15 protein-coding genes and 1 other RNA gene are annotated in these 20,069 nt (G+C 41.1%); 5 read left to right on the top strand and 11 right to left on the bottom strand.

The genetic code is table 11. The features are described 5' to 3' along the window. Positions 1-1,112: 1,112 nt before the first annotated feature. Positions 1,113-2,402 (bottom strand): glycosyltransferase family 4 protein, encoded by a 1,290-nt coding sequence (locus V7K38_RS03325; RefSeq protein WP_334855423.1) that lies wholly within the window; start codon positions 2,400-2,402, stop codon positions 1,113-1,115. 1,502 nt (positions 2,403-3,904) lie between these two features. Then, positions 3,905-4,495 carry a PEP-CTERM sorting domain-containing protein gene (locus V7K38_RS03320; protein WP_334855421.1) on the bottom strand — a complete coding sequence of 197 codons (591 nt, stop codon included), beginning with the start codon at positions 4,493-4,495 and terminating at the stop codon, positions 3,905-3,907. A gap of 302 nt (positions 4,496-4,797) precedes the next feature. Here V7K38_RS03320 and glyS point away from each other — a divergent pair, with 302 nt between their 5' ends. Both glyS and murD read left to right on the top strand, forming a co-directional pair. Then, entirely contained in the window at positions 4,798-6,951 is a 2,154-nt protein-coding gene (gene glyS, locus V7K38_RS03315; protein ID WP_334855419.1) for a glycine--tRNA ligase subunit beta, read from the top strand. Between the two features lie 84 nt (positions 6,952-7,035). Beyond that, positions 7,036-8,496 (top strand): UDP-N-acetylmuramoyl-L-alanine--D-glutamate ligase, encoded by a 1,461-nt coding sequence (murD, locus tag V7K38_RS03310; protein ID WP_334855418.1) that lies wholly within the window; start codon positions 7,036-7,038, stop codon positions 8,494-8,496. Positions 8,497-8,577: 81 nt separating this feature from the next. Here murD and V7K38_RS03305 read toward each other — a convergent pair whose 3' ends face one another. Then, positions 8,578-8,790, bottom strand: coding sequence for a type II toxin-antitoxin system HicB family antitoxin (locus V7K38_RS03305; RefSeq protein ID WP_334855416.1), 213 nt, complete (start codon positions 8,788-8,790; stop codon positions 8,578-8,580). A gap of 404 nt (positions 8,791-9,194) precedes the next feature. On the opposite strand from V7K38_RS03305, the gene argS reads away from it, so the two are divergent. The 3 genes from argS to V7K38_RS03290 all read left to right on the top strand — a co-directional run bounded on the left by argS (position 9,195) and on the right by V7K38_RS03290 (position 12,105). After that, positions 9,195-10,958, top strand: a complete 1,764-nt coding sequence (gene argS, locus V7K38_RS03300; protein ID WP_334855415.1) for an arginine--tRNA ligase — start codon at positions 9,195-9,197, stop codon at positions 10,956-10,958. A 112-nt stretch (positions 10,959-11,070) separates the two neighbouring features. Further along, positions 11,071-11,634, top strand: a complete 564-nt coding sequence (locus tag V7K38_RS03295; protein WP_334855414.1) for a Uma2 family endonuclease — start codon at positions 11,071-11,073, stop codon at positions 11,632-11,634. A gap of 18 nt (positions 11,635-11,652) precedes the next feature. Continuing rightward, positions 11,653-12,105: a cobalamin biosynthesis protein gene (locus V7K38_RS03290; RefSeq protein ID WP_334855413.1), complete on the top strand. Its 453-nt coding sequence runs from the start codon at positions 11,653-11,655 to the stop codon at positions 12,103-12,105. Between the two features lie 4 nt (positions 12,106-12,109). Here the strand turns inward: V7K38_RS03290 and V7K38_RS03285 are convergent, their stop codons facing one another. The 8 genes from V7K38_RS03285 to V7K38_RS03250 all read right to left on the bottom strand — a co-directional run bounded on the left by V7K38_RS03285 (position 12,110) and on the right by V7K38_RS03250 (position 20,044). Then, positions 12,110-12,463: a phage holin family protein gene (locus V7K38_RS03285; RefSeq protein ID WP_334855412.1), complete on the bottom strand. Its 354-nt coding sequence runs from the start codon at positions 12,461-12,463 to the stop codon at positions 12,110-12,112. A gap of 357 nt (positions 12,464-12,820) precedes the next feature. Then, a complete protein-coding gene (locus V7K38_RS03280) occupies positions 12,821-13,852 on the bottom strand; it encodes a peptidoglycan-binding domain-containing protein (protein ID WP_334855410.1) in 1,032 nt (343 codons plus the stop codon). 110 nt (positions 13,853-13,962) lie between these two features. Then, complete coding sequence (locus V7K38_RS03275; RefSeq protein ID WP_334855517.1) at positions 13,963-15,234, bottom strand: M16 family metallopeptidase; 1,272 nt, start codon at positions 15,232-15,234, stop codon at positions 13,963-13,965. 94 nt (positions 15,235-15,328) lie between these two features. Then, a complete protein-coding gene (locus V7K38_RS03270) occupies positions 15,329-16,570 on the bottom strand; it encodes a M16 family metallopeptidase (protein WP_334855515.1) in 1,242 nt (413 codons plus the stop codon). Between the two features lie 428 nt (positions 16,571-16,998). After that, positions 16,999-17,182: non-coding RNA, 6S RNA (gene ssrS, locus V7K38_RS03265), on the bottom strand. 60 nt (positions 17,183-17,242) lie between these two features. Further along, entirely contained in the window at positions 17,243-18,397 is a 1,155-nt protein-coding gene (locus V7K38_RS03260) for a 5-(carboxyamino)imidazole ribonucleotide synthase (protein ID WP_334855514.1), read from the bottom strand. Next, a complete protein-coding gene (locus tag V7K38_RS03255) occupies positions 18,394-18,918 on the bottom strand; it encodes a pentapeptide repeat-containing protein (RefSeq protein ID WP_334855408.1) in 525 nt (174 codons plus the stop codon). The genes V7K38_RS03260 and V7K38_RS03255 overlap by 4 nt, the downstream gene beginning before the upstream one ends. Before the next feature lie 415 nt (positions 18,919-19,333). After that, positions 19,334-20,044 (bottom strand): DevA family ABC transporter ATP-binding protein, encoded by a 711-nt coding sequence (locus V7K38_RS03250; protein ID WP_334855406.1) that lies wholly within the window; start codon positions 20,042-20,044, stop codon positions 19,334-19,336. Positions 20,045-20,069 lie beyond the last annotated feature (25 nt).

The raw sequence follows: 20,069 nt of genomic DNA, 5'->3' as shown, positions 1-20,069 counted from the left end.
CAATCAATCTACTCTTTTCTAAAAGCATTATTTGGAATAGTTTTTAGCCGTTTTTTCTTGACGTTGGTGACAAATATATTTTTGGGTATTTGTGCGATCGCTCCCGATGTCTAGCACCTAAAACGAACAAGTATTTTTCAGCCCGTTGTGGTTAATTTGTACATTACTTAGCTCCTAGCAATTTTTTAAAGTGTAATTTATAAAACTTTTTTCGTCAGTATCAAAGTAGCGCCTTAACTAGGAGAGAAAACACGGTTCATCTGATTGCAGTGAATCAACTTGTCTGCTGATACCGTTCACAAATAGATTGACACAAGTTCTCATATAGCATTCATGACTGGAGTCTAGTATGGTAGGGATATCACTAAAACGCAGGATACCGTCAATTTACATACTTGCGGAACTATCTCCAGATGCTTTTAAATCCCTATCTGAAGATACTGCGTCCTGAGCTTGACTCTTGTGGAAAATCGGCAAATTCAATGCGATCGCTCATGAGATTAGCATGAGACTGAATTTGTATAAGTTATAGATGAGTTTATCGCTCTTAAGTCGTAGTGAATACTGACCTTAAGGAAGAAAAGGTATGGAGCGATGCCTTCGGCTGGCTACGCCTACGCTGATTAATTCAGCTTTATTAATCAAGGTTGCGAATTTCATTCAGTTGTCCTCACGGAGAAAACCATCCAATCAATCACTATTTTCTAGATTCTTATTTTTGAGCAGTTTTAACTTCCTACACTTAGGTCATCCGATCGGTTGATTCTTAACTCACCCATTTGGGTGATTTAATTTGTCAAATTATGGTTTTTAGGACTTAAGCATTGACAGAAAACAATAAGTATACATCGCGGAAAAACCATATTTCTCGTAGGGGTTTAGCATTGCTAAACCCCTACCCCACGGTTAATTTATCGGTAATAAATATAATTAGTCAAAGTCTGAAACAAGCTATTTCGGTGAAAGCATACCATGACTAATTTGTACAGTGCGTAAGTCTTAGTTTTATATTTGTCGCCCATTATAAATTCTGAGCAGGGAATCTCACTTTTTTACTCAGAAAGGGTTAAACTTCCCACTACCGCTAACAGAACTGTTGTACCCCATATCTTTCAACCATCCACAACTGATTTTTTAGACTCCAATTTTGGCAAGATACTCACAGTGGATTTTTGGTTCGCAACAATATTAGAAAGCAGCCCTTCATAGCGATCGAGTGCTTGCTCCAAGGAATAGTTTTCTTCAGCAAACTGTCTTCCTGCCTTCCCTAGCTTCGTCCCTAGAGTCGGATTAGCATACAAGTTATACACCGCAGCAGCCATTGCATCGGGCGATTCTGGCTCAACAATTATCCCACCACCACTGAGTTCGATTGCTTTAGCAGCAGTACCAGTGGCAGGAACTGAACCCACAATCGGGCGACCACTTGCCAATAATAGTGGTATTTTTGAAGGCATATTGAACGAAATCACATTACGCTTTTGCACAATCAGCCCAATATCAGATGCTGCTAGCATTTCGGGTAATTTTTCTCGTGGCTGCAACGGCAGCAACAAAACATTATCTGCTCCATTTAATAAACAATATTCCTGCAATCTTTGCAATGCTATTGATTCGCCGACGATAACAAAGACAATATGTCTGATATGACGTAAGCAAACTGCGGCTTCTATTACTGTTTCTAAACCTTGAGTTAGAGCAATGTTGCCCGAATAAAGTACTACAAACTTCCCGTCGAGCTGATGACTAGATATCCAGGAGTTGTTCTGTTTCGGTAAAGGGTGAATGAAATTTATATTCACCCAATTGGGAATACAAACGATTTTATTAACAGGTACTCCCTTATTAACTAAATTGTCACGAAACCCATCGGCGATGACGCTAATAGTGTGTGCAGTCCGATACGCAAATTTTTCTAAAGCTGCAAGAGTTCGGATCATCCACTTGTTTTTTAGTAGCCCAACCCGCACGGCAGCTTCTGGTAAAATGTCTTGCACATTTAGAACTAATGGGCAGTTGTATAACCAACTAAATATTGTTGCTGGCAAGATACCTAGTAGAGGTGGAACTGTTAAAATAATCACATCAGGACGCTTACCTTTAAAAGCCTGGGGTAAGCTTGTGAAAATAAAGCTTAACTCCAGTAAAAGCCGATCTACGAGGTTAGGTTTAGACTTAATTCTGAGGTAACTTCGTTGAATGCTGACACCATTTTTGTGTTCAGTAATATACCATTTACCCCGATAACCATCGTAAATTTCACGCTGAGGATAGTTAGGCATTCCGGTAATTACCCGCACTTTATGACCTCGCTTTACTAATCCTTCTGCCAATTCAGTCATTAAGGGCGCAATTCCAATCGGCTCTGGATGATAGTTGTAGGAATAAATTAGAATATGCATTAGCTATTTATAAATTTGGTGAAGACAATATGAGATCAGCGAATTTATTGCTAATCTCAGTAGGATATGCTAATTTCTATTATTTAAATTTAGGTTTTCAGCAGATAATGATTTTTTTAATCACAATTGCGACAAACACTGGTTAGGAATTTTCTAGCTGGATTCTAACAGTTATTGGTTATCAATATATAGGACTACTATTTGATTTTTGAAAAATACGTAGGGGAGCCAGTCATGTGGGCGGGTTTCCAGACTTGAGCGTCACTGGTGTTGTGTTAGCGACAGCGTAACGCACCAAACCATTGATAACCGTGCGTTACGAACTTCGTTCTAACACAACGCCAGTTGCTACAACGGAGGGAACCTCCGCAACGCACTGGCTCCCCTACAATACCTAATTTTGTTCAAAAATCAAATATGATTCCTATATCAGTTTTTCGCTTAGATAAAGTCTCCTCACGTCTGGTAACTAATTACCAGTGTTAACTGATAACTAATAACTTTCACTGATTTAAGTTTCTCACCATATATATGATAATTGCTCACTTATTTAATAGTAAATTTAATCGTCAAATTTACACTTGAAAAATTGTAACATCATATTTAAGCTCGTGTATATAAGCCACATTCCGCCTTTTAAACTGGCACATGAAGTATTTTTAACCAAGTCATCAGTATTTCATTCACGATATTTCTTACAGAAGTCGCTGAAAAGGTAAAGGGGTAAGAAAAAACCATTTCTCCTCTCTTACAAAAGATACTTTTGCAAGAGGTCTATTGGTAAGTATTCGATTTTTTCAGTAGTTCAAAGGCAGTAATTTTTAAACACTAGTGGGGAGAATTTCAATGAGTGTAAAAATACCCCCTAGTCTTGGCGAAGGTTATTCACGGCTATCTGATAAAACTCACCTCTGTGGGTTTCAAATTCCGGCGTTGCTGATTGCGGTATGAAAACGATTGTGCATTGCGGTGGAAAATCCTTGTAGAGACGTAAAATTTTACGTCTCTACATTCAACAACGCCCAAATTCCTTAAGTCTGCATGGTGTGGGAAGCGCGATAGGTGGACTTAGTTTGTGTAAGTAGGCGAGAATAAGTCAAACTAGATTAAGTAATGTAAAAAATATTGAGATTATTTTGTAGTGAAGTAGATTGCCGTTAAAAATCAATAAGCTTGATGTAGTACAGCACGGCGTAAATAAACCACCCATTCCAAATCAATAGAACACCCACCCTGTATTCATTTTGAATTTTGAATTCCGCCTTGCGGTACTAGGTTGTTAGCGCCTACCCAGTAGTAAAAGTAGCGCTGATTGTTGTAGTAATGCCGATTTTAGCGAAATTTTTTGATTATAATCGCTCGAATACTTTTGTTGATAAGTATTCGAGCGATCGCTAACCGATAAGGTTGGATGATAGACTCAATAGTTCGCTGAACTATTAGAGCTAGAATGGAAATTCATTAAACTAAATTGGCAACCTCTAACTAGGAAGCGCTACTTTCTAACAAGAGGCTTGCTTTTTCTTCAGGGTTGACCCTACACCCAACATCCCTAACGCCACTAAACCCAACAGAGAAGTAGGCTCAGGAACTTTGGATACCTGAATAGAACCAAGATTTTGATCTACTAATGTTGAAGTTCCCTTTTGATCTACATCCTGACGTAATGCCAAAGAGTTGGCAACCGTTCCATTGAAGAAATATTCTCCAATTACACCCGTTCCTCCTGCTATATTCAAGGGGCCAAACAATTTCTGAGTGGCTGTATCAAAGTTGAAAGCGAAGAAGCTAGATTGTGATACCCCACCAGTAACGGTGTTATAAGTTCCCAAAAGATTTTTAGATGGATCTAAGAAGGAGACATTCAAGGATTGTAAAAATTTGGTCGCTCCACTACCACTTTCGGAAATGATTGTGGGTGCTGTAGCCTCATCGTAGCTGAATGAACCTGTTGCTGAATAACCGGCATTACCTAGCCAGTTAAAGTTGAACTCAACAGCTTGAGCTGGGTTGTTGGCACCAGCAGCGATCGCTACACTAAGAGCAGCACTGGTTGCTGTGATAGCAACCGTTTTGGCGAAAATGTTTTTCATGGTTATAACTCCAAAATTGATTGTCATGGTGCAAATATCAATACATCAGACATCATGAAGTTTACGATATCGATATGTATAAGTAAATACTGCATAAAAGTACGGTGGCAAGTGTAATAAATTCATGAAGAGAAACACTTATTTTTTAAATTTTTGGAGAAAATGCCAAGTCTATCTAATAAACCTAATCGGTACTTTGTCTATTTTGATGTACGTAGCAAGGTTTATCACCTAAAAATCACGAGCGATCGCCAGATAATAACTGATAAAGTTGAGCTACGCAAAGTTGAAAACAGTGACCTATGCCTGCGTTTTTATTAGAAGTTGGTACAGAAGAATTACCTGCAAGCTTTCTCAGTGATGCCTTAATACAGTGGCGAGAACGCATTCCCCAAAGTTTGGAAGCAAATAGCCTTCAGAGTGAAAGTGTCCAGGTGTACGGTACTCCTCGGCGTTTGGCGGTATTGATTAAAGGTCTACCATCACAGCAAGCAGACCGAGAAGAAGAAATTAAAGGGCCTCCCGCCCAAGCCGCCTTTAAAGATGGTCAGCCGACAGCAGCAGCAGTTGGTTTTGCCAAAAAGCAAGGTGTGGAACTAGATGCACTCTTCCTTCGCCCCACTGACAAAGGGGAATTTGTTTTTGTCCAAAAAAGAATTCCCGGTCGTTCTGTGGCGGAAATTTTGACAGAACTTGTTTTCCAGTGGATTTGGGGTTTAGAAGGTAAGCGGTTGATGCGTTGGGGAGATGGGGATGGGAGATTTTCTCGACCAATTCGTTGGCTGGTAGCTTTGTTAGATGACACAGTGCTACCTTTAGAATTGGTGAATGGTTCTAAAACGGTTCAGAGCGATCGCATTTCCCAAGGTCATCGCGTCTTACATCCTGAACCTGTGACAATTGCCCAAGCTACCGATTATGTTACTGCGCTCAAGTCTGCTTATGTCACCGTTGACCCAAAAGAACGCGAAAGCTTAATCAAAGAGCAAGTAAAGGCAGTAGCAGAAAGTTTAAGCGGATATACAGTAATTTACCCCGATTTGTTAGCGGAAGTGACCAATCTTGTAGAATATCCTTCTACAGTTGTCGGGAAATTTGAACCAGAATTTTTGGAATTACCAACTGAGGTAATTACGGAAGTTATGGTAACTCATCAACGTTATTTCCCTGTATTCAAACCAGGTAGTTTTGAGCAAGAATTATTACCCAATTTCATCACCATTTCTAACGGCGATCCGAAGAAATCAGATATTGTTGCCGTCGGGAATGAAAGGGTAATTCGCGCCAGATTAGCTGATGGCAGATTTTTCTACGAAGCTGATTTAACTAAGCCTTTAGAAAGCTTTTTACCCCAGTTAGAAAAAGTCACTTTTCAAGAAGAATTGGGTTCTGTACGTACCAAAATAGATAGAGTAGTTAAGATTGCCGAGCGAATTGCTACCCAATTAAAATTAGCAGAAAATCAAAGCAAAAAAATCCAACGTGCTGCTTTATTGTGTAAAGCAGATTTGGTTACTCAAATGGTATATGAATTCCCTGAATTGCAAGGCATTATGGGAGAAAAATATGCCTTAGCTAGTGGTGAAGATGCCGAAGTAGCAAAGGCAATTTATCAACATTATTTACCAACGGGAGCCGGTGATATTTTACCCGAAACCCTCACTGGTCAAATTGTCGGTTTGGCAGATAGATTAGATACGTTAGTAAGTATCTTTGGTTTAGGTTTAATTCCCTCTGGTTCCTCCGATCCCTTCGCGTTGCGTCGGGCTGGCAATGCTGTAATCAAAATTACTTGGTTTTATAATTTGCCGATAAATTTAGATGGTTTATTGGCACAAATAGCAACAGATTTTGCTGCGAAATATCAGAAAGATCAGGTATCATTAACCACGGCACTACAAGAGTTTTTCTTACAACGCATCCGCACCTTATTACAAGAAGAAAAACAGATTGATTACGATTTGGTAAATGCAGTTTTGGGAGAAAATGACCCAGAATATACAGAACGGACATTAAAGGATTTGTTAGATGTCCGCGATCGCGCCTTATACTTACAACAAATCCGTAATGATAGTACCTTAGATAACATCTACGAAACTGTTAACCGTTCCACACGATTAGCCGCTCAAGGTGATTTGGATACAAAACAACTAGAACCGACAACCGTAGTTCGTCAAGAACTATTCCAAAAGCCTTCGGAGGCAGCCTTGTATAATGCCTTAATCGAATCAGTACCGCAAACTCAAACAGCACAGCAGACACGAAATTATCAACTGTTAGTAGCAGCACTAGCAAAAATTGCACCGACAGTTAGTAACTTCTTTGATGGGCCAGATAGCGTATTAGTTATGGACTCCGATCCAGAAATTAAGCGGAATCGATTACATCTGCTGGGATTAGTTCGGAATCATGCCCGTGTTTTAGCTGACTTTGGTGCGATCGTCAAAAATCTGTAGCGTAGGTCAACAAAAAGTTGTGTAATTGTTGCCAAGAGACGCTACTATAGGGAGTGCTTAACCAGGGACACTCTGCTGCAATCTATGCCTAGAGCTACTGTTATTGGATTGGGAAAGTCCGGTGTTGCTGCGGCGAGATTGTTGAAACGGGAAGGTTGGGAGGTAGAGCTAAGTGATGGCAATACCTCCGAAACCCTCCTCCAACAACAACAAGAACTCGCAGCCGAGCAAATAACCGTGAAACTAGGCCAATCCCTAGAATTGAACGGTGATAATTTACCCCAATTAATAGTTGTTAGTCCTGGCGTGCCTTGGGATATTCCCGTATTAATTGAGGCACGCCAATTAGGTATTGAAACCATTGGTGAAATGGAACTCGCTTGGCGAAATTTGCGTAGTCTACCTTGGGTAGGAATTACCGGGACTAACGGTAAAACTACTACTACAGCTTTAATTGCTGCCATTTTCCAAACAGCAGAATTAGACGCGCCCGCTTGCGGTAACATTGGCTACGCAGCTTGTGAAGTTGCCCTATCTTGCAGGGGACTGGGGACTGGAGATAGGGGGATAGGTGAGGAAACTCCAATCCAAAATTGTATTGATTGGGTGATTGCGGAACTTAGCAGCTATCAAATAGAATCTTCCAGTTCTCTTGCACCCCGTATCGGTGTGTGGACGACTTTCACACCGGATCATCTGAGTCGCCATAAGACTTTAGAAAACTATTACAACATCAAAGCAAAGCTGTTGCGTCAGTCAGAATTGCAAGTGTTCAATGGCGATGATACCTACTTGAGGCAACAAGGTTTAAATGCTTGGCCTAATGCCTATTGGACAAGTGTCAAAGGAAAAGATTTCCTGATTAGCGAAAAAGGCTTTTACATCAACGATGGCTGGGTTGTGGAAAAGTTGAGTGCAACCTCTGCACCAGAACCGATTGTGAAAGTATCTAATTTGCGAATGGTGGGAGAGCATAACCAGCAAAATCTCTTGATGGCAGTAGCTACGGCAAGATTAGCAGGAATTAATCGTGATGCGATCGCACTTGCAATTAGTGAATTCCCCGGCGTTGCTCATCGTTTGGAGCATATCTGCACTTGGGAAGGGATTGATTTCATTAACGATAGCAAAGCCACTAACTACGATGCTGCCGAAGTTGGTTTAGCATCTGTGAAAAGTCCAGCGATTTTAATTGCTGGTGGAGAAGCTAAAGCAGGTGATGATACTGGCTGGTTAGCACAAATTCAAACCAAAGCTGTTGCTGTATTATTGATTGGCTCTGCTGCACCCGCATTTGCTCAACGCCTCCAAGAAATAGGGTATTATTCATACCACATTGTGGAAACTATGGAAAGGGCAGTTTCGAGAGCAGCAGAATTAGCTAAGGAGTATCAAGCGCCTGTGGTGTTACTATCTCCGGCTTGTGCGAGTTTCGATCAGTACCCCAATTTTGAGGTGCGGGGCGATCGCTTCCGTCAGTTGTGCCTTGCTTGGGCGGGAGGAGCAAGGCTTCAATACAACTCGATTCTTTCATCTTCCCTATAATTCATTCACTGTGTGGCTTGCAGTTACACAGTGAATAAACTATGTAAAATTATTAACAATTTTTGTACTGCTGGAAAATAATTATTTTGCAACTTCAACCTCATGAGCGATGCTTGTAGGCTTAGGAATAGGTAAACCATCTTCTAGCATTCCTTCTATATGAAATTCAATAGCTTCTGCAATCATCTGCTTGACTTCTTCTAAAGTTTCACCTACGGCGACACAACCTGGTAAATCAGGGACATAAGCACTATAGCTAGTTTCTCCCTTTTCAATCACAACTGTATAACGCATTAGTCTTCCTCATTTTGGGAACATCTTAATCGCGTGCATTAACGAAGTGTAACGTACCTTTTTATTTGAAACACAGCCAATCAAACCATTGGGGCAGTTGAGTTTTTAGCAATGCCTGTGATAATTTAGAGAGAAATTGGCTCGAAAACGCTTCAAGGTAAGTCGCTATTTCGTTAAGACTTTGCTGTGAAAACAGCAAGGTTATTATTAATATCTAGCAACCTCGTGGCGTATAAAGACTTGAAAGTGCAAAATATGATGAGCTAGACGCAGTTTTGTCAAAAAAGATACTTTTACAAACAGCGTGTTGATTTTTTATTTCTCTTCAGAATCTCCAGATTTCTCAAGTGAAGAATCAAGCTTTTCCAGAGCTACATTCCCTCTCTCACAGATAAAATTTATATATGAACGCTACACAAGAAAAACTAAAAATTCAGCTTGAACAGGCTTTAGTCGCGGCTTTTGGCGCTGATTTCGCTGGAGTAGATCCAATATTGGTTTCTGCTAGCAATCCTAAATTTGGTGATTACCAGGCGAATGTGGCTTTATCGCTGAGTAAGAAGTTAGGAAAACAACCAAGAGCGATCGCAGCTGCGATCGTTGAGAAACTAGATGTATCCGAAATCTGCGAACCGCCAGAAATTGCTGGGCCAGGATTTATCAATCTAAAACTAAAAACGGTATATCTAGAAGCACAACTAAACGAAATTCAAGCCGATCCCCGATTGGGAGTTCCAGCCGCGAAAACGCCGAAGCGGGAAATTGTGGATTTTTCCAGTCCGAATATTGCCAAAGAAATGCACGTCGGACACTTGCGTTCTACGATTATTGGTGATTCCATCGCCCGGATTTTAGAATTTCTGGGACATGATGTGTTGCGGTTAAATCATGTGGGTGATTGGGGTACGCAATTTGGGATGTTAATCGCCTATCTGCGGGAAGTTTACCCAGATGCGCTTACCACTGCTAATGCTTTAGATATTGGCGATTTAGTCTCTTTTTACCGCAAAGCCAAATTGCAGTTTGATGCAGATGAAGCTTTTCAAGAAACAGCACGCCAAGAAGTTGTGAGATTACAAGCGGGTGCAGAAGATACACTCCATGCTTGGAAATTGCTATGCGAACAGTCGCGGCGGGAGTTTCAAATAATTTATGATTTGCTGGATATCAAATTAATTGAACGTGGGGAATCTTTCTACAACCCTCTACTATCTGGCGTTGTGGAAGATTTAGAAAAATCTGGCTTACTGGTAGAAAATCAGGGCGCAAAATGCGTTTTTCTGGAAGGGTTTACAAATAGAGAAGGTGAACCTTTACCCTTAATTGTACAAAAATCAGATGGCGGCTATAACTACGCTACAACTGATTTAGCATCCCTCCGCTACCGGATTCAGCAGGATGAAGCAAAGCGGATAATTTATGTAACAGATTCTGGACAAGCAAACCACTTTGCCCAATTTTTCCAGGTAGCACGCAAAGCTGGATGGATTCCCGATGATGTGGAATTAGTGCATATTCCCTTTGGGTTGGTGTTAGGGGAAGATGGTAAAAGAATCAAAACTCGTTTTGGGGACAGTGTGCGGTTGCGGGATTTATTAGATGAAGCTGTTTCTCGTGCCTATGCTGACTTAAAAACTAGATTACAAGAAGAAGAACGCCAAGAAACTGAAGAATTCATTAATGAAGTTGCTAGGGTAGTTGGGATCAGTGCAGTTAAGTATGCAGACTTAAGCCAAAACCGCACTAGCAATTACATTTTCAACTACGACAAAATGCTGGATTTCAAAGGTAATACTGCGCCTTATATGCTATATGCTTATGCGCGGGTTCAGGGGATTAGCCGTAAGGGTAATATTAACTTTAACAAGTTGGGAAATAATGCCGTCCTATTGCAGCATGAAACAGAATTAGCGCTGGCAAAATATTTACTTCAACTAGATGAAGTTATTAGTAGTGTAGAGCAAGACTTGTTGCCTAATCGTTTATGTGAGTATTTGTACGAACTGAGTAAAAAGTTTAATCAGTTTTATGATCGGAATCAAGGAGTTCAGGTTTTGGAGGCGGAAGAACCACAGCGAACATCCCGGTTGGTTTTATGTGATTTGACTGCTAGAACTCTGAAATTGGGATTATCTTTGTTAGGAATTCAGGTGTTGGAGAGGATGTAATATTTTTTAACGGAAAGGTGCGCTGAGTAAGAGTTAAGTTAATTTCTTCTTGGTGTCCTTTGCGTCTTGGCGGTTCGTTAATCATAATTTTTGGACTTGGAGGCGATCGCTTATGGTACCGACAACATCAAAAAATATAACTTTGGTAGAGTTTCTAATATTACCGGAAACAAAGCCCGCTAGTGAATACATCGATGGACAAATTATTCAAAAACCTATGCCACAGGGAAAGCACAGTATAATTCAAGGTGAAATCGTTAGCACTGTCAACTTAACGGTCAAGCCTAAGCGAATTGCTCGTGCTTTTCCAGAACTACGGTGTACTTTTGGTGGAAGATCAATAGTGCCAGATGTTGCTGTATTTACTTGGCAAAGAATTCCTCGCGATCAAAATGGTGAAGTTGCCAACGTCTTCCAAGCAGATCCCGATTGGACTATTGAGATTCTATCGCCCGATCAAAGACAAACGAAAGTTACAAAAAATATTCTGCATTGCTTGAATTATGAAACACAAATGGGTTGGCTGATCGATCCAGAAGAACAAACGGTATTTGTGTATATCCGCAATCAACAGCCAATCATGTTGGATGAACTAGAAGCTTTAATTCCTGTGCCAGATTTTGCAAGTGAGTTGAGGCTGACAGTAGGAGATTTATTTGGTTGGCTGTTGGAGTAAAATAGGGAAATATACCAAGTGCAACAGGTTTTATGGGTAGGAATCGGTTGTAAACGGGGAACCTCATGGCAATTGATTGATTGGGCAATTGAGCAAGCCTTTCGAGAAAATCAACTTAGTCAAAGTGCGATCGCAGGGATTGCTACCATTGACACTAAAGCCTCAGAAGTTGGCTTAGTAGAACTTTGTTGTCTACGCAATCTCCCTCTAAAAACCTTTTCTGCCCAAATCCTTCGTTCTGTATGTGTCCCCAACCCTGCGACAATTACCGATCACAAAGTAGGTACACCTAGCGTAGCAGAGGCGGCTGCTATTCTTGCAGCTAATCTAACTGCTTCCCCTTTTAACAGCACAGAAGTATTAGAAGTGAAACTTTTGCTTCCTAAACAAATTTTCCAGCTACAAGGGCAACCAAGAGCCGTAACACTAGCTGTTGCCCAAGCCTCAAATATGAGTATTACAAATTGCTAATTTTCTATTCAACAACTCTCAAAAAATAGTTAATTACGCTAGAAACAATAGCTAGCACAATTGAACCTAACAAAGCAGGTAAAAAGCCCCGAATTTCAAATCCAGAACCAGGAGTTAAGGCACTTGCTAACCAAAGGGTTAAAGCGTTAATCACCAATGTAAATAAACCAAAGGTGAGCAAGGTAATCGGAAATGTCAAAATCCGCAAAATTGGTCTAATAAATGCATTAACCAAACCAATAACAAGAGCAGCAACCAAGGCTGTCAAAAAATTCTTAATAAAGAATCCCGGAACGATATTAGCAGTCAGAAATAACGCTACCGCAGTACCGAGCCAAGTTAATAAAAAGTGTTGCATAAGTTTTTTTAGAGGAATTAGCAGTAAGTTTAATTAATTTCACTGTTGCCAGGTGTAATTTTTAACACTATTGGGTGTCTTTGTGCTTGACTTTCAAAGTTGCCATTATGTTTTGTAGTAACGTAATTTTTCTGTCCTGGCATAAAGATACTTCTCATAGGTGTATCTTTATCCTATTGCAGGATGTACCGCATTAAATTCATAAAAATTTCTGTAAGCGCAAAATCCGTACAGAGGTTTATTGAAGTTAAAAAACCTCTGTACCTTGGAGGTTTCCAAAAAAGAAATAAGTTCATAACTTTGAAGCATCTTGTTTGCGCCTTTGGTTAGAGGCAAAAAAGACGCTCCCTAACAAGGCTAACGCCGCAAAAGAACCTCCCAGGTAGAGCCACCAACTACACCGTCAGCTTCTAAACCATAGCGTTTTTGTGCTGCTTTTACAGCAGTCTCGGTTGTCTCGCCAAAGTCTCCATCGGCATCGCCTTTCAATAAACCAAGCTTTTTCAGTTTTTGTTGCAACTTAAGAACTTCAGAACCATGTAATCCTATACGCAAAATTGGCAATCCTTCTGAGGTGTATTGAATACCAGGGGTTCGCTGAGTACTTGTTTTTGACTGAGTTCGAGTATTTTGCCCAGTCCGTGTAGTTGATTGAGTTCGAGTAGTTGATGTAGTCCGATTCGGCGTTTTCTGTCTACTTGAAGTTGTAGTTTTTCTTGGGGTAGCAGGTCTTGGCTCAGGGCTACTCGCAACTTGTGTTACAGCTTTTCTTGGGGCAGCAGGTCTTGGCTCAGGGCTACTCGCAACTTGTGTTACAGCTTTTCTTGGGGGGTTGGGGTTAGGATTTACAACGTTGGTGACGTTGCTAGCCTGGGTTGGGACAGGAAAATTTGTAGCTGAGTTAAATCTTGGTTGGGATGAAGGGACAGTTGATGCTGCTACTGGTTGATTGGGGAAAAGTCGTTGCCAGGTGTTAGCATCAACAATGCCATCTGGATTTAAACCCGCTGCTTGTTTAAACCGGGCAACAGCACTAGCTGTATTTTCACTATATGTACCATCTACGGCACCAGAATAAAAACCCAAAAGTTTTAGGGCTGCCTGAAGTTCAGATACACGTTCGCCTTGGCTACCAACTTTGAGGATAGGGCGGTTAATGCTGTCAGCAGGATTGACTTGAGCAATTTTTTGTGGTGCTGCAATTGATACTAGAGGCGTTGAGGCAATAAGCAGAGGTGTAGCCCAGAACAAGAGTATTTCAATGGCTGATAAAGATTTAGACCTCTTTAGCCAGCAAACCTTTTGCAGTTTTTCCATTCTACAGCGATTTACAGTGGGGTCTAGTAATTTTAAGTAACTCAAAATACTTGCTGTCAGGCTGTTTTGCATGGAATTTACTCCCAGAATATTCTCATGCTAATAGTACAACCGCTTGGTCTAAAAAACAGCTGCTTCATTATACGATGTTTACGGCAGGCTACGCCTACGCAAATTTTTAGTTACGCGATCGCACCATTAATTGCTTCTTCTTGACCAACTAAAGACAAATAAGGTGATTTTAAATACTTACTTGCGGCTGCGATCGCATCTTTAGCACTCACCGCCGCAATCAATTCTTGAAACTTGGTGTCAAAGTCAATTCCTAAGCCCAAAATTTCATACCAGCCGTATATCTGAGCAATTTGCCCGTTCGTTTGTTTACCCAAGGCGTACTGCCCCAGAATCTTATTCTTAGCGGCTTGGAGGGCGCTTTCAGAGACTTCGGCGGTAGACAATAAATCTACCTCTGTCCGCAGTCCCTCTAGGGCAATGCTGGTATTTTCGGGTGCTGTACCCATGTAAACTACAAATGAGGCTGGAAATAGCCTTGTAGAATAAAAAGCGGATACTTCGTAAGCTAAACCGCGTTTTTCCCGCAATTCGACAAACAAGCGACTAGAAAGCCCATTTCCCAAGTAAGTACACAGCAACTTCAGGGCGGCGTAGTCAACAGAATTTACCGATGTTCCCAAATAACCAAGCATCACGATTGATTGTTGTGTCTGTACTGGCTTAACCTTTACCTGTGGTTCCACCTTAATTTCAGGTAAATTCAGTATTGGTAGTGCTTGGACTGGTGCTTGCCAATCAGCAAAAACTTCTTCTACCAATGCGACTGCATCAGTGGGTGTGATTCTCCCAGCAAGACTAATTACTACATTATCTGGGCGGAAATAAGTTTGATGATATTCCACTAAATCTGCGCGAGTTAAGCTGCTCATCGTGGTTTCATCTCCCAGCACTGACATAGCGTAGGGATGATTTTGGTACATTACCTGCCGCATTTGTTCAAAGGCGACATTGAAGGGTTGCTCTTTTTGGGAACGAATATCTTGGAGTGCTAAACGGCGTTCTAGTTCCACTTCAGTTTCGGGAAAAGTAGGCGATCGCAAAATCCACCCTGCCAATGCTAAAATTTCCGCAAAATCGGATGTCACCGTCTTGAAAGATAGCAAAAAATAATCAGTGCCAGCATCCGCACCTAAACTTGCCCCTACAGACTCGATTTTTTCAGCAATTTCTAGGCTAGAAAGTCCATCGCATCCCTTTGTCATCACTGCGGATAGCAAATGCGCCAATCCTGCTTGCTCCCGGTTTTCGTTACAACTACCAGCACGCACAAAAATTCGCGCCGCAATAATATCCGCAGCAGGATTTTCTGCTGTCAACACGACAATGCCATTATTTAGTACGGTGCGATGTATAGATGATTTTTGCAGCAAGGTTGTCATTTGTTCTTTGTCATTTATCATTTGTCCTTTGTCCTTTGTCCTTTGTCAAAAACCAATTCCCAATGCCCAATGCCCCATGCCCCATGCCCAATAACTAACAAGGTTTAAGGACAGTAACCGCATAATTTTCCAGTGATAGATACTGTTTAGCTAATTTTTGTAGTTCTTGAGCATCAAAAGACTGAATCTGCTGCGGATATGTCACAGCTAATTCAGCTTGGGCAATGGTATTGTAATATCCATAAAGCCCCGTCAATTGATTTGGCGTTTCAATAGAAAATGCATACTCATTACACAGCAACCTGCGTGTACGAGCAAGTTCCTGTTCACTAACTCCTCCAGTCTGCAAATCATCCAAATGAGCGCAAATTAAAGACTCAACTTCCTCCAAATTTTCTGGTTCTAACCAGGCACTAATTGTAAATAAACTTGATTCCCGTTGTAGAGAAAAACTACTATAAATTCCTTGTACCAATTGCAAATCTTCTCGCAAATCACGCACTAAGCGCGAAGTTCGCCCTTCTGCCAATAACACCGACAATAAATCTAAACCATAACCAGTACGGATTTCTTCTACTCCTGGTACTAGCCAAGCCATCAACAATCGCGCTTGTTCTATGCGTGGTAAACGCAGTTCTTGACGGCGAATTCCTGTTATTACTGGCTTTGCCACTTTCTCAAACTGCGGACAATTTGAGCGATCGGCAAAATCAGTAAATGAACGATTCACTAATTCCCAAGCTGGTTGCTGGGCTATACCACCGGCAATTACTACCGTCATATTTTCCGGCTGATAGTGAGCGTGGTGAAAACAGCGCATTGCTTCTGGTGATTGCTGCATCAGTTCTTGCTCACTACCCAGCACCGAACGTCCGTAAGGGTGATGCGGATAGATGCTTTGAATTAGAGCCTGAAATCCTATCCAGTCGGAATCGTCTTGACAAGAGCGAATTTCCTCTAGCACCACATCCCGTTCGCGGCTAAATTCGTCTTCTGGAATTGCCGCATTCAGCAGTAGTTCTCCCAAGTAGGGGAGAGTATCTTTTAAATAAGGTGCAGCTGTGGTGAGTGAATAATGAGCATAATCATAACTTGTCGCTGCATTACTTACGCCACCCCGGTTTTCAACTTGGGAATCGAACATTCCAGGGGGTAGCGTCGCCGTCCCTTTAAAAATCATGTGTTCTAAAAAGTGCGCCATACCAAACCACGGTTTTGGCTCTATGCTTGCTCCAGCACGCACCCAAACATCCGCTACAACTACAGGAGTAGTGGAAATCTCTTGATGAATAAACGTTAAACCACTGTCTAATCGGAAGACCGAGGCTGGAAATATATTATTAGTTAGTTGTTGTGACAATTTTTTGTAGCTTTAACCACAATTTAAGGCAATTTTGTCATCTTAACTCTGAACGATACCTAATTTAGAATCAAGTTATACAGATTTTGTTTTTATCAGCAAGTATTTCTAACGTCTAAGAGGTTGTTTGAAAAGTCATGATTGATGTATCAAATATTTATTACCCCACCCTAACCCTCCCCTTTACAAGGGGAGGGAACCAGATTTTTCTTGTTTCCCCCCTTATAAAGGGGGGATTAAGGGGGGTAATAATGTGATTCAAATTACAGCAAACTACTTTAAAAACAACCTCTAATTTAAGGGTGTGGCGCTAACAGACCCTAATGGATAATTTATTTTTTGGAAGTCCCCATTAAAAAATTAAAGCTCCTAAGTTCTAACTGACTTTAGGAGCTAATAATTTTAAGTTCACCGCGACGCCGTTTTACCTAAGTTTATGACCTGGGTTTATCCAGGTGGGAACCTAAATTCCTCGTTTAAAGTTTCCGGGTACATGCCCGGTATACTGCCACGAGAACAGTTGACTCCCTTGTCATTAAAGGCATAGATCAAAAAACTTGATGGCAGTCACCAACGTCGTAGTGCAACTCACTCATTATAGCTTTTCAAAAGATGTTGTGTGTTCAACACCGAAAGTTTCTGATCAATTTACCTGGGATACCAGATAGATTCTATGATGTGGGAGATGGCACTTGCCGATTCTTTATTTTGATCGTCCAGCAAAACGGTAACATGTCCCAACTTGCGCCCAGGACGTGATTCTGTCTTCCCGTACCAGTGAATATGCGCTTGGGGAATTTCTGCTATTTGTTGACGCTGGCTTTGGTAATCGCTGTGAGAATCTTCATACCCCAGCAGGTTAACCATCACAGCACTAGCGCACTGCAAAGCCGGATTCCCTAAAGGTAAACCACAAACGGCTCTGAGGTGCTGTTCAAACTGAGAAGTTTCACAAGCGTCAATCGAAAAATGCCCAGAATTGTGGGTACGGGGCGCAATTTCATTTACCAGTACTTTGCCATCAGCTCTGAGAAATAGCTCAATTCCAAAAAGTCCTACTACTTCTAGGCTATTTAATAGAGTATGTGCGATCGCTTGGATTTCTACTACTTGATTGGGCGTAATCTGGACAGGCACAATCACCCGCCGACATACTTGTTGTTCTTGTTGAGTTTCTACCACTGGGTAAGTGACAATTTCTCCCTCCACAGAACGGGCTGCAATTATTGCTAGTTCGCGTTCAAAAGGGACAAATTCTTCTAACAAAAAAAGTGATTTATTTAAAGGTTTTGTTTTAGTTTCATAACTTAGCTTTTGCTCTAAAGTCGCAAAATCTTTAATTATGAAAGTACCTTGACCATCATAACCGTGACGGCGGGATTTTAAGACTGCTGGAAAACCTAGATATTCTATTTTTGATTGGAGATTTTCCACCTCATCAAGGGCGAAAAATTGCGGAACTGGTAAGCCTAAATCACGTAAATAGCAACGCTGATGATATTTATCTAAAAGAGGAGCTAAAGCTTCTAATCTGGGACGAAAACAAACACCTTGCTGTGCTAAAATAGATAAAGCTTGCAGATTAACAAATTCGTTTTCAAAGGTAATTACATCACATTTTTGAGCTAATATTTCTGTACCATTTGCATCATCAACTGGTGCGAAAACAGTCTCCTGAGCGATTGACACGGCCGGATCGTGTTCGCTAGCAGTTTGTACTACTAACTCTACTCCTAACTTCTGTGCTGCATCCGCCATCATCCAGGCAAGTTGTCCGCCACCAATTACACCAACACGTTTCATTGACATCCTAAAGAATCACGAGTTTGCACGCCTGTTTTGGAATTCACACCACTGGCTTTTTGACACAGTTCTTTGATTTGCACTCGATCCAAAATTGCATCTGTAAAATCTGCACCGTCTATATTCACATCATTAAAGATGGCGCGGAGCAAAAGAGCTTCTTTTAAAACTGCATCACTCAAATCTGCCTTAGTCAAGTTTACCTGATCGACCATTGCATTAGTTAAATCTGCTCCGTGAAGGTTTGCTTTTGTCATCACTGAAGCACTCATAACTGCTCCCCGCAAATCAGCATTTGAAAAGTTAGCCAGTTCCATGTTGGCGTTAGAAAACTCCGCAGCTTGCAAACTGTCACCAGAAAAATCACGTCTTGACAACTCTGCATTGCTAAATGACAGGGGATGAGTCCAGTCTACTGCCAGTGCAGGATTAGCCACGCACCAGATAATAATTCCTAGTAGGAACGCCAACCCTTGCCGCCAAAATATACTGAGAGTTAATTTGGTGTCTAATTGCTGCATTTAAGCTTACCGTATTTGAATATTAGCAAGGCTGGCTGATTCTAATGGAGACTCGCAGCCTTGCTACTGGACTTGAGGGATATTGTATTTCCCTTGCTTAATATTTTGTAACGCAAAAAGGACAGATGCGTAGTCTGTCGTAGATATAGCTTCTCACTTTTAGGTAGACGAAGGCATAGGAAAAAGAAAACGGTTACTAGCCCTTTCAAGGCAACTCTTAAAATCTCTGCGTTCTCTGTGCCTCTGCGGTTTAAAAGTATTTTATTGAACCACAGAGGCGCAGAGAAGCCAGTGCGTTGCGGGGGTGAAGGAGTTTGTAGCACCTGGCGCAACACAGAGAAAAAAGGAATTATTGTCCAAGAATTTTACCCACCTTGAAAGGGTTAATTATGAGTTGAAATTTCTGATTGGGGAGTTATGACTGAATGATCTTATTTGAAGAATTACGAGTTAAAAGACCATCTTCCATTTCTACGATGCGATCGGCTATGTCTAGAATGCGGTTGTCGTGTGTAACTAATAAGATCGTGGTTCCCTGATTTTTGGCTAGACTCTGCATTATTTCTACAACATCACGTCCTGATTGTTTGTCTAATGCGGCTGTTGGTTCGTCTGCTAGTACTAGTGGAGGGCGATTCACTAGGGCGCGAGCGATCGCAATTCTTTGTTTTTGTCCACCAGAAAGATTGTCTGGGTAGTAATCTACTCGGTCTTCTAGACCAACTGACCCCAGCATGGCTTTTGATTTAGCCACTGCTTCTGTTTGAGAGATATTATCATTCAACTCTACCGCCATCTGCACATTTTGCTTTGCAGTCAAAAAACCTAGCAAATTGTGAGCTTGGAAAATATAACCAATCTTACGTCGCATCTGTACTAGTTTGTTTTGACTGACACCAACGAGTTCTTCGCCTAAAAATTTTAAACTTCCTTCTTGTACAGACCGCAAACCACCAATTAAGCTCAGTAATGTAGTTTTACCTGAACCTGATGGCCCGGTCATAATTACAATTTCACCCGAATAAATTTCTAGGTTGATGTCAAATAATATCTGTTTTCTCAGTGAGCCTTTACCATAGTAGTGATTGAGATTTTTAATGGCAATTACAGGTTCTTTTTCCATCATATTTTTGTTACTTATAAGTTAGGAT

Source organism: Nostoc sp. (assembly GCF_036917465.1).
Taxonomy (GTDB): domain Bacteria; phylum Cyanobacteriota; class Cyanobacteriia; order Cyanobacteriales; family Nostocaceae; genus Nostoc.
Note: the sequence above shows the minus strand (reverse complement) of the source record. Positions and strands in the feature narration are given on the sequence as shown.

Coding starts and splice junctions, on each gene's coding strand:
- glyS (WP_334855419.1), top strand. CDS start 4,798: ATGCCTGCGTTTTTATTAGAAGTTGGTACAGAAGAATTACCTGCAAGC.
- V7K38_RS03305 (WP_334855416.1), bottom strand. CDS start 8,790: ATGCGTTATACAGTTGTGATTGAAAAGGGAGAAACTAGCTATAGTGCT.
- V7K38_RS03260 (WP_334855514.1), bottom strand. CDS start 18,397: ATGAAACGTGTTGGTGTAATTGGTGGCGGACAACTTGCCTGGATGATG.
- argS (WP_334855415.1), top strand. CDS start 9,195: ATGAACGCTACACAAGAAAAACTAAAAATTCAGCTTGAACAGGCTTTA.
- murD (WP_334855418.1), top strand. CDS start 7,036: ATGCCTAGAGCTACTGTTATTGGATTGGGAAAGTCCGGTGTTGCTGCG.
- V7K38_RS03325 (WP_334855423.1), bottom strand. CDS start 2,402: ATGCATATTCTAATTTATTCCTACAACTATCATCCAGAGCCGATTGGA.
- V7K38_RS03255 (WP_334855408.1), bottom strand. CDS start 18,918: ATGCAGCAATTAGACACCAAATTAACTCTCAGTATATTTTGGCGGCAA.
- V7K38_RS03280 (WP_334855410.1), bottom strand. CDS start 13,852: ATGCAAAACAGCCTGACAGCAAGTATTTTGAGTTACTTAAAATTACTA.
- V7K38_RS03295 (WP_334855414.1), top strand. CDS start 11,071: ATGGTACCGACAACATCAAAAAATATAACTTTGGTAGAGTTTCTAATA.
- V7K38_RS03250 (WP_334855406.1), bottom strand. CDS start 20,044: ATGATGGAAAAAGAACCTGTAATTGCCATTAAAAATCTCAATCACTAC.
- V7K38_RS03275 (WP_334855517.1), bottom strand. CDS start 15,234: ATGACAACCTTGCTGCAAAAATCATCTATACATCGCACCGTACTAAAT.
- V7K38_RS03320 (WP_334855421.1), bottom strand. CDS start 4,495: ATGAAAAACATTTTCGCCAAAACGGTTGCTATCACAGCAACCAGTGCT.
- V7K38_RS03285 (WP_334855412.1), bottom strand. CDS start 12,463: ATGCAACACTTTTTATTAACTTGGCTCGGTACTGCGGTAGCGTTATTT.